Source organism: Nocardia carnea (assembly GCF_029868855.1).
GTDB lineage: Bacteria > Actinomycetota > Actinomycetes > Mycobacteriales > Mycobacteriaceae > Nocardia > Nocardia carnea_A.
In genome coordinates this window covers 1-8,677 of sequence record NZ_JARWOV010000255.1, presented here as the reverse complement: position 1 = coordinate 8,677, position 8,677 = coordinate 1, and the positions used below count along the sequence as shown (strand labels likewise).

Genomic DNA, 8,677 nt, shown 5'->3' with positions numbered 1-8,677 from the left:
GCGCGAAGAAATGCTCCATGGTCAGAAGGCCAGGATCGAGTATCCGTTGTCGACGAGGATGCGCAGGCTGGCTACCCCGCCCGCGGCCCCCGCGCGCGGCGGGGGGCCGACGAAGCGCGACCCGGGCCAGGACGGAATATCGATCGGACCGTCTGGTTTGCTGAGCGGCATGGATGTGACCGACTGGGCCGTGCTGCTCACCGCCGCGACGGCGGCCGGCTGGGTCGATGCCGTCGTGGGTGGCGGCGGATTGATCGTGCTGCCGACGCTGCTGCTGGTCTCCCCCGGTATCGCGCCGCAGACCGCCCTGGGTACCAATAAGCTGGCTGCGGTGGCGGGCACCGCTACCGCGGCGGTCACTTTCGCCCGCAAGGTCCCGTTGCAGTGGCGATTGCTGGTTCCGGCCGCGGTGCTGGCGGCGATCACCGCGGCGGCCGGCGCGGCCGCGGTCTCCCTGATCGACCGCGACCTGTTCATCCCGATCGTGCTGGTGGTGCTCGTGGGGGTGGCGATTTTCGTCACCGCGCGGCCGTCGATCGGTATCACCCTGGCGACCCACCCGCCGTCACGCCGCAAAACGGTACTGGTGATCGCGCTGGCAGCCGGGCTGATCGGCGCCTACGACGGACTGTTGGGCCCGGGCACCGGGACGTTCCTCATCATCACCTTCGCGACCCTTCTGGGCACCGAATTCGTGCGTGCGGCCGCGATGGCCAAGGTGATCAACTGCGGGTCGAATGTCGGTGCGCTGATCTTCTTCGGGTGCACCGGCCACGTGCTGTGGGTACTGGGCGCGGCCATGGCCGTGGCCAATATCGCGGGGGCGGTGGCCGGGTCACGGATGGCGCTGGCCCGGGGGGCGGAATTCGTTCGGGTGGTGCTGCTGGTGGTCGTGGTGGCGATGGTGATCCGGCTGGGCTGGCAGCAGTTCGGCTGAACCGGCTGTCCCGGCCGGTCACCCCGGCTCATCCAGCGGAACGGACCGGCCGATCCGAACTCTCTTGATGGGCGTGTGCCGCCGCCGCGCCGGCGACAGCTCCGGTCACCCGCTTGGCGATCCGGGCCACCAGGGTGCGCGGCCGCCGCGGCATGAGATGCGCGGCCGCGAAGTTCTGGCGGCCGGGAACGATGTAGCCCTTGTTACGCGCGAGGGCTCGCAACGAGGCCTGCACGACTTCGCCCGCGGTGCCCATCGAGCCGGTTACGGCGGCATCGCGAGTACCGACCACGTCGAAGAATCCGGTTTCGGTGGGGCCGGGGCACACCGCGAGCACCTTGATACCGCGGTCGCGGTATTCGCTCCACAACGCCAAGCTGAAATTGAGCACGAAAGCTTTGCCCGCGGCGTAGGTGGCGAAGTAGGGGGCGGGTTGTAAAGCCGCGGTGGACGCGATGTTGACCACTTCACCGTGTCCGCGCTCCACCATCCCCGGAACCAGCCGGTGGGTAAGCCCCTCGAGCGCAACAACATTGACCATCAGCTGGCTGTGGTCTGTTTCCGCGGCAATATCCTCGTACCTGCCCGCGCTGCCGAAGCCGGCGTTGTTGACGAGCACGTCGATCGAAATACCGCGCGCGGCGAGTTCGGTCACGACTCGTTCGGCAGCCCGGGGTTGGGCCAGATCCTGGACCAGGACTTCGACCGCGACACCGTGATCCAGACGCAGTTCGGCGGCCAGCGATTCCAGTCGAGCCGCCGAGCGCGCGACCAACACGAGATCGTCCCCCCGCGCGGCGAGCGCGGTAGCGAACTCGGCACCGATCCCTGACGAGGCGCCGGTGACCAGGGCCGTTCCGGGCGATCGGACAGTGTCGAACTCTTTCGATTTCATGCACAGAAGCGTAGCAGTTTTATCAATATCTGCAACACTGATGATGCAAATCATCGCCTATCTGCTTCTGCTGCGTAGGATGTAGTGAGCCGTCCGAGAGGAGCCCATGCATCCGCCCACCCCCGCGCGACCCCTGCGCGCCGACGCCGAACGCACCGTCCGCACCATCCTCGACGCCGCCGAACGCGTCCTCGGCCGGAACCCGAACGCGACGCTGGAACAGATCGCCGAGGCGGCAGGGGTCGCGCGCACCACCGTGCACCGCCGATTCGCCAGTCGAGACGACCTCGTCCGCACCATGGCGATCGAGGCGTGGCGCCGGATGGACGCGGCCGTCGACGCCGCCCGCCCGCACACGGCACCACCGCTGGTGGCGCTGCACCAGGCCACCGCCAACGTCATCGCGATCAAAAACGGTGCCGCCTACGCGCTGGAGCGGGTGGGTCCCGCGGACGACGAGGTAGCCGAGATACAGGCCGCAGTGTTCGGTAAATGCGATGCCGTTTTCCGCCGTGCGGAAGCCGAGGGGGTCCTCCCGGCCGACGCCGACCTCGAGTGGGTCCGGCGCGTCTATTTGGCACTCATCACCGAAACGGTCCACGGCGAAACCGAATCCGATACACCCGCCGATCCCGACACCCTCGCCCGCCGCGTGATCGACACCTTGCTGCACGGGACAACCGGTCCGTCCCGGGAACACTGACCCGCCGGCGGATCGTCCGGTTCGTCCACCGGTGCCGCGCGTGGCCGGAGCGGCCGGCTCGGGCCGTTCGGTCACTCGGAATCACCGCCTGAACTGCCCAAAGGGGCCGAAGGACTCACCGACTCCGGCGCGCTGTACCCGGCCGCCCGCAGTGCCCGGAGGACGGACGATCGGCGCCGTGGGACAGCGATCACAGTGTTGTTTTCGACCGGGTTCGAATCCTTTCGCGGGCGAAGACGCTCTTATGGTCATGAGAGTCCGACCGAACCAGAGCAGCGCGGCTCACCTCGCCCTACGCACTCCACACGCACCGGATCGTCCAGGAGGTGAGCGGAGTGGCGGATGACTGGGCCGGTGAACAGCTCGTCCGAGCGGCCCAGCGCGGGGATCCGGAAGCGATCTCGGCGATCGTGCAGGGCGCCCATCCGCACGTGCGGCGCTTCGCGCAGCATTTGTGCGCGTCCTCCGCCGATGCCGAAGACGCCGCGCAGGAGGCCTTGATCACGCTGTATCGCAAGATCGGCACGTTGAATGCCACAGCCGCTCTCGCGTCGTGGATGTTCCGCATCGTGCGCAACGAATGCCTGCGCCGCGCCCGATACCTGCTCGACCGCGAGCCGCAGAGTACCGATGCTCCCCCGGAGATCGTTGCCTCCGCCGAGGAGGAAGTCCTGCGCCGGCTCGACGCCGACCGGCTCACACAGGCGATCAGCGCATTACCCGATCTCCAGCGCAGAGTCCTGATCATGCGCGATGTACTCGGCTACCCCGGACGGGCGACAGCCGATTCCCTCGGCCTGAGCACAACAGCGATGAAATCGCAGCTGCACCGCGCACGCGCGGCGATCCGGCACAACCTCGGCCGCAATCCGTAATCGAAAGGAAGCCCCGTGCTCACATCCGGATCCCCCGCACCCGACCTCGGACTCGAAGACACCACCGGGCAGGCCTGGCGGCTGTCCCACCACCGCGGCGTGCACAACGTGCTCCTGTATTTCATGCGGTCGACGTCCTGCCCGATCTGCAACCGCCACGTTCGCGATCTCGTTGCGCAGCAATTCGGGTTCGACGACGACAACATCCATGTCGCCATCGTGATACCAGAGGGTCGCGAGGCGGGCCTGGCCTGGAAAACCCGGCGCGGCATCCCGTTCCCTGTCCTGTCGGCCGGCACGGCGATGCCTTATGAGTCGATCGGGCTCACTCGTAAAGGCTTCGGTTCGATACAGCAGTCCGGCACTGTCCTCGTCGACCTCGACGGCATCGTCCGGCACGCCCACGGCGCCACTCTGCCCCTCGACAGCTACGACAAGAAGGGTCTCGCCGCTGCCATCGATTTCATGCTCGGCCGTAGCACCAGGTGAGACCAGAGGGGTGAGGGCGAGCAGTCGCCGGAAACGGTCCGCAGTCGGTTAAGTTGGTCGGGTGAACATGGCGACGTCCACCGAACCCGGCGGGCAATCTTCCGGGCACGATATCGATCCCGAATTCGCGGATCTACCACTGCGGAATTTGGCCGATGCGGCGTTGTCCGCGGCCCGCGCGGCCGGCGCCGAACACGCGGATCTGCGGGTGCACCGGCTGTGCACGCAATCGATCCGGTTACGGGACGGCCGGGTGGAGGCGTTGACCGATACCGTGGAACTGGGTTTCGCGGTACGCGTCATCGTGGACGGCACCTGGGGTTTCGCCTCGCACGCGGTGCTGAATTCGGAGACTGCCGCCGACGTCGCACGTTCCGCGGTCACCGTCGCTACGAGCCTGCGGGCGCTGAACCGGGAACGTGTCGCCCTGGCGGACGAACCCCGCTACGACAACGCGCGCTGGGTCTCGGCGTACGGGATCGACCCCTTCACGATCCCTTCCGCCGACAAAGTGGCGCTGCTGCAGGACTATTCGGGGCGGCTGTCGGCCGCGGACGGGGTGGATCACGTCACCGCGACCCTGCTGCAGGTCAAGGAGCAGACCTACTACGCCGACACCGCGGGCTCGGCGATCATCCAGCAGCGCGTGCGTCTGCAGCCCCAGCTCGAGGCGATCACGGTCGATACCGCTTCCGGCGCGTTCGAAACCATGCGGACGCTGGCGCCACCGGTCGGCCGGGGCTGGGAATACGTCACCGGAGCAGACGGCGTATGGGACTGGAACACCGAACTGAGCCGGATCCCGGAGTGGCTGGCCGAGAAGGTGAAAGCACCGAGCGTGGTGCCCGGACCGACCGACCTGGTGATCGACCCCACCAACCTGTGGCTCACCATCCACGAATCCATCGGGCACGCCACCGAGTACGACCGCGCCATCGGCTACGAATCCGCCTACGCGGGCACCTCGTTCGCGACCCCCGATCTCCTCGGCACGCTGCGGTACGGAACGCCGGTCATGCACGTCACCGCCGACCGGATACAGCGCCACGGTCTGGCGACCGTCGGCTACGACGACGACGGAGTGGCCGGGCAGCGCTGGGACCTGGTCCGCGACGGCGTTCTGGTGGGCTACCAGCTCGATCGGGTCTTCGCGCCCCGCCTCGGCCTGGACCGCTCCAACGGCTGCTCCTACGCCGATTCCCCGCATCATGTGCCGATCCAGCGGATGGCGAATGTATCCCTGCAACCGGACCCGCAGCACGACACCAGCACCCAGGAGCTGATCTCGCGGGTGAGCGACGGTATCTACATCGTGGGCGACAAGAGCTGGTCGATCGATATGCAGCGCTACAACTTCCAGTTCACCGGCCAGCGGTTCTTCCGGATCCGCAACGGCGAACTGGACGGACAGCTACGCGATGTGGCCTACCAGGCCACCACCACGGATTTCTGGGGTTCGATGGAGGCGGTCGGCGGCCCGTCGACCTGGCAGCTGGGCGGTGCATTCAACTGCGGTAAAGCGCAGCCGGGACAGGTGGCGGCCGTCAGTCACGGCTGCCCGTCGGTCCTGGTGCGCGGGGTGAATGTGCTCAATACGCGGACGGAGGCGGGGCAATGACGGCGTTGACCGGTGCGGGCGTACTACCCGCGAACGCGGTGGTCGAGCGGGTCCTCGGGTTGTCCCGGGCCGATGAGGCGATGGTGATCGTCACCGACGAAGCCGAAGCGTCACTGCGCTGGGCCGGAAATTCCATGACCACCAACGGCACTTCGGTGGCGCGGCGCTGGTCGGTGATCTCGGTACTGCGCGACGGCCCGCGGTCGGCCCGGGTCGGCAGTGTGGCCTCCACCAGCGTGGATCCCGCCGATATCGAGGGCGTGGTGCGGGCCAGCGAGGCGGCCGCCGCGGCCGCCGAACCTGCCCGCGACGCGATGCCGCTACTTGCCGCGGAGGGTACGGCACCGGATTGGGAGCAACCCGCCGCCGGCACCGGTATCGAGGTGTTCGCCGGCCTCGCCGCCGATCTGGCCACCGGATTCGACGGCGCCGACCGGCTCTACGGATTCGCGCACCACCAGGTGCACACCACCTGGCTCGGCACTTCCACCGGTATCCGCCGCCGCTACACCCAGCCCACCGGGTCGGTGGAGATCAACGGCAAACGCGGCGAAGGAGCGGACCTGGCCAGCGCCTGGGTGGGAGCCGGAACCACGGATTTCCGCGATGTGGACACCCCGGGCCTGCTCACCGAGCTGTCCCGGCGGCTCGACTGGTCGGCGCGGCGGGTCGAACTGCCGGCCGGTCGCTACGAAACCCTGCTTCCGCCGTCGGCCGTCGCCGATCTGCTGATCTATATGTACTGGTCGATGGAGGGTCGCGGCGCGCACGAGGGTCATACGGCGTTCGCCGCCCCGGGGGGTACCCGGATCGGGGAGAAACTCACCGATATCCCGCTGACCCTGACCTCCGACCCCGCCGCGCCCGGCCTCGAATGTCTCCCGTTCGTGGCCACCCAGGCGTCCTCGGAAACGGTCTCGGTGTTCGACAACGGCATGGCCGCGCAGCGGGCCGACTGGCTCCGCGACGGGGCGATCGCCGATCTGGTGTATCCGCGCGCCACCGCCGCCGACTACGACACCGCCCCGACCGTCCCGGTGCCGAATCTCCTGCTCACCGGAGGTTCGGCGGCCACTCTCGACGAGATGGTCGCCCGTACCGAACGCGGTCTGTTGCTCACCACCCTCTGGTACATCCGCGAAGTAGACCCCACCACTCTGTTGCTCACCGGCCTCACCCGCGACGGGGTGTATCTGGTGGAGAACGGGGCGGTGACCGCGGCGGTGAACAATTTCCGCTTCAACGAGAGCCCCCTGGATCTGCTGCGCCGGGCCACCGAGGCCGGCGCGACCGAGCAGACGCTGCCCCGTGAGTGGAAGGACTGGTTCACCCGGACCGCCATGCCACCGCTGCGCATCCCCGACTTCCACATGTCCTCCGTGAGCCGCGCCACCTGAGTTCGCGGCCGCGACCCGGGGGCGCGCGGATCTACTCGCCCCGGCACGGCGGCGCGGCGCGCACCCTCCAACCGACACAGTGCGGCCGCCACGTCGTCCCTTCGCTGTATTCGATCGACCGATCATCGGCATCGAACACAGCGCAGGGTTCGGCCGAGTCGACGAGGCGCCGGGAATTCGCGGACGCGGTCCGCGTCGACTCAGGCTGCTGTGGTGAGCACCCTCGGCCCGTCCGGGGTGATCGCGATGGTGTGCTCGGAATGCGCGGTGCGCGACCCGTCCGCCGAACGGATGGTCCAGCCGTCGGGGTCGGTGACGATCCGGTCGGTGGTTTTCGCGAACCACGGTTCGATCGCGATGGTCAGCCCGGGTTTCAACGGGAAGCCACGTCCCGGCCGCCCGGCGTTGGATACGTGCGGGTCCTCGTGCATGGTGCGACCGAGTCCGTGACCACCGAATTCGGTGTTCACCGGATAACCGTGGGCGCGGGCGACCGCGGAGATCGCGGCGGAGATATCGCCCATCCGGTTACCGGGCTGCGCCGCCTCGATCGCCGCCGCGAGGGCCTCTTCGGTGGCATGGACCAGGCGCTGATCCTCGGGGTCCGGTGTGCCGACGATGACAGTGGTGGCGGCGTCGGCGACCCAGCCGTCGATACTCACCGCCAGATCCATGGTCAGCACATCGCCGTCGCACAGTGCGTAATCGAACGGCAGTCCGTGCAGGACGGCGTCGTTGACCGACAGGCAGACCGTGTTGCGGAACGGCCCGCGTCCGAACGACGGTGTGTAATCCCAGTAGCACGATTGCGCACCCCGCTCCCGGATTCTTTCCCGCACAATCTTTTCCAGCTCGAGCAGATTCACCCCCACCGCGGCCTTCGCACGCAGTTCGGCCAGGGTCTGCGCCACGAACGCCCCGGTTACCCGCATCCGTTCGATCTCCTCGGGCGTTTTCAGCTCCACCATCACAACCTCCATCGGTTACCGGTATTTCAATACCAATTCTTGCGGTACTTTAATACCACTTCTAAGCTTAGGTCCATGGTCCGCCTCCCCCTGACCCCCGCCCAGATCGAAGCCGGCCGCCGCCTCGGCGTCCGAATCCGGACCGCCCGCGCCGACCGCGACCTCGGCGAGGTCGCCCGCGCGGCCGGTATCTCCCCGGAAACTCTGCGCAAGATCGAAACCGGCCGGTTGCCCTCCCCCAGTTTCGGCACGGTGGTATCACTGAGCCGGGCATTGCAACTCCCACTCGAAGAACTCGCCGCGATCTGGACCGCCGACAAGCTCGCCGAATCCGCCTGACCGATCCCGGAGATCGGCCGCGGAACGGGCACACGCGCATCGACCTGGCGCCGGATCGGCGAGATCGCGACGGGCGGGGCGGATATACCCGGCCCCGCCCGATAGGCAGGCGCCGAACTCGTGCGGGTCCGGTACCGACCGAACAAGGTCGCACAGGTCGGCGAGGCGACCCGCGCGGAAAGCGCACGCACCCGGGCGCCTGAGGACACTCCCATCACCGAAGGCGTACCGGTCACTCCGGTGAATCGGGCCCGCCCCGACCGTGGGGGGGGGGGGGGGGGGGGCCCGGCGGGCCGGGGGCGCCCCCGGCCCCGCGCCGGGGCGCGGCGGGGGGGGGCGGGGGGGGGGCGGGGGGGGGGGGGGCGGGGGGCCGGCGCCCGGCGGGGGCCCCCCCCCCGCCCCCCCCACGGTCGGGGCGGGCCCGATTCACCGGAGTGACCGGTACGCCTTCGGTGA

At 68.5% G+C, this 8,677-nt stretch carries 10 protein-coding genes; 7 read left to right on the top strand and 3 right to left on the bottom strand.

Translation table 11 applies throughout. From position 1 onward, the window contains the following. Window positions 1-21: 21 nt before the first annotated feature. Window positions 22-171, bottom strand: coding sequence for a hypothetical protein (locus QH195_RS26605; RefSeq protein ID WP_280437416.1), 150 nt, complete (start codon window positions 169-171; stop codon window positions 22-24). Between QH195_RS26605 and QH195_RS26600 the strand changes: the two genes are divergently transcribed. Next, window positions 170-937, top strand: a complete 768-nt coding sequence (locus tag QH195_RS26600) for a TSUP family transporter (protein ID WP_280424177.1) — start codon at window positions 170-172, stop codon at window positions 935-937. The two genes, QH195_RS26605 and QH195_RS26600, sit on opposite strands and share 2 nt — an antisense overlap. 28 nt (window positions 938-965) lie before the next feature. Here QH195_RS26600 and QH195_RS26595 read toward each other — a convergent pair whose 3' ends face one another. Then, on the bottom strand, window positions 966-1,832 hold the full coding sequence (locus QH195_RS26595; protein ID WP_280437415.1) for an SDR family NAD(P)-dependent oxidoreductase: 867 nt from the start codon (window positions 1,830-1,832) through the stop codon (window positions 966-968). Between the two features lie 106 nt (window positions 1,833-1,938). On the opposite strand from QH195_RS26595, the gene QH195_RS26590 reads away from it, so the two are divergent. From QH195_RS26590 to QH195_RS26570, 5 genes are all read left to right on the top strand, one after another. After that, entirely contained in the window at window positions 1,939-2,535 is a 597-nt protein-coding gene (locus tag QH195_RS26590) for a TetR/AcrR family transcriptional regulator (protein ID WP_280437414.1), read from the top strand. 335 nt (window positions 2,536-2,870) lie between these two features. After that, on the top strand, window positions 2,871-3,410 hold the full coding sequence (locus tag QH195_RS26585) for an RNA polymerase sigma factor (protein WP_280424174.1): 540 nt from the start codon (window positions 2,871-2,873) through the stop codon (window positions 3,408-3,410). Window positions 3,411-3,425: 15 nt separating this feature from the next. Then, window positions 3,426-3,899, top strand: coding sequence for a peroxiredoxin family protein (locus tag QH195_RS26580; RefSeq protein ID WP_280437413.1), 474 nt, complete (start codon window positions 3,426-3,428; stop codon window positions 3,897-3,899). Between the two features lie 67 nt (window positions 3,900-3,966). Beyond that, window positions 3,967-5,517: a TldD/PmbA family protein gene (locus QH195_RS26575; RefSeq protein ID WP_280437417.1), complete on the top strand. Its 1,551-nt coding sequence runs from the start codon at window positions 3,967-3,969 to the stop codon at window positions 5,515-5,517. Continuing rightward, window positions 5,514-6,914, top strand: coding sequence for a metallopeptidase TldD-related protein (locus tag QH195_RS26570; protein WP_280437412.1), 1,401 nt, complete (start codon window positions 5,514-5,516; stop codon window positions 6,912-6,914). Before QH195_RS26575 ends, QH195_RS26570 begins: the two co-directional genes overlap by 4 nt. Before the next feature lie 200 nt (window positions 6,915-7,114). On the opposite strand, the gene map is transcribed toward QH195_RS26570, so the two are convergent. Next, window positions 7,115-7,882 carry a type I methionyl aminopeptidase gene (gene map / locus QH195_RS26565; protein ID WP_280437411.1) on the bottom strand — a complete coding sequence of 256 codons (768 nt, stop codon included), beginning with the start codon at window positions 7,880-7,882 and terminating at the stop codon, window positions 7,115-7,117. A gap of 75 nt (window positions 7,883-7,957) precedes the next feature. On the opposite strand from map, the gene QH195_RS26560 reads away from it, so the two are divergent. Further along, entirely contained in the window at window positions 7,958-8,221 is a 264-nt protein-coding gene (locus QH195_RS26560) for a helix-turn-helix transcriptional regulator (protein WP_280424170.1), read from the top strand. Window positions 8,222-8,677: the final 456 nt, after the last annotated feature.

Coding starts and splice junctions, on each gene's coding strand:
- QH195_RS26595 (WP_280437415.1), bottom strand. CDS start 1,832: ATGAAATCGAAAGAGTTCGACACTGTCCGATCGCCCGGAACGGCCCTG.
- QH195_RS26560 (WP_280424170.1), top strand. CDS start 7,958: ATGGTCCGCCTCCCCCTGACCCCCGCCCAGATCGAAGCCGGCCGCCGC.
- QH195_RS26605 (WP_280437416.1), bottom strand. CDS start 171: ATGCCGCTCAGCAAACCAGACGGTCCGATCGATATTCCGTCCTGGCCC.
- QH195_RS26575 (WP_280437417.1), top strand. CDS start 3,967: ATGGCGACGTCCACCGAACCCGGCGGGCAATCTTCCGGGCACGATATC.
- map (WP_280437411.1), bottom strand. CDS start 7,882: ATGGTGGAGCTGAAAACGCCCGAGGAGATCGAACGGATGCGGGTAACC.
- QH195_RS26590 (WP_280437414.1), top strand. CDS start 1,939: ATGCATCCGCCCACCCCCGCGCGACCCCTGCGCGCCGACGCCGAACGC.
- QH195_RS26600 (WP_280424177.1), top strand. CDS start 170: ATGGATGTGACCGACTGGGCCGTGCTGCTCACCGCCGCGACGGCGGCC.
- QH195_RS26570 (WP_280437412.1), top strand. CDS start 5,514: ATGACGGCGTTGACCGGTGCGGGCGTACTACCCGCGAACGCGGTGGTC.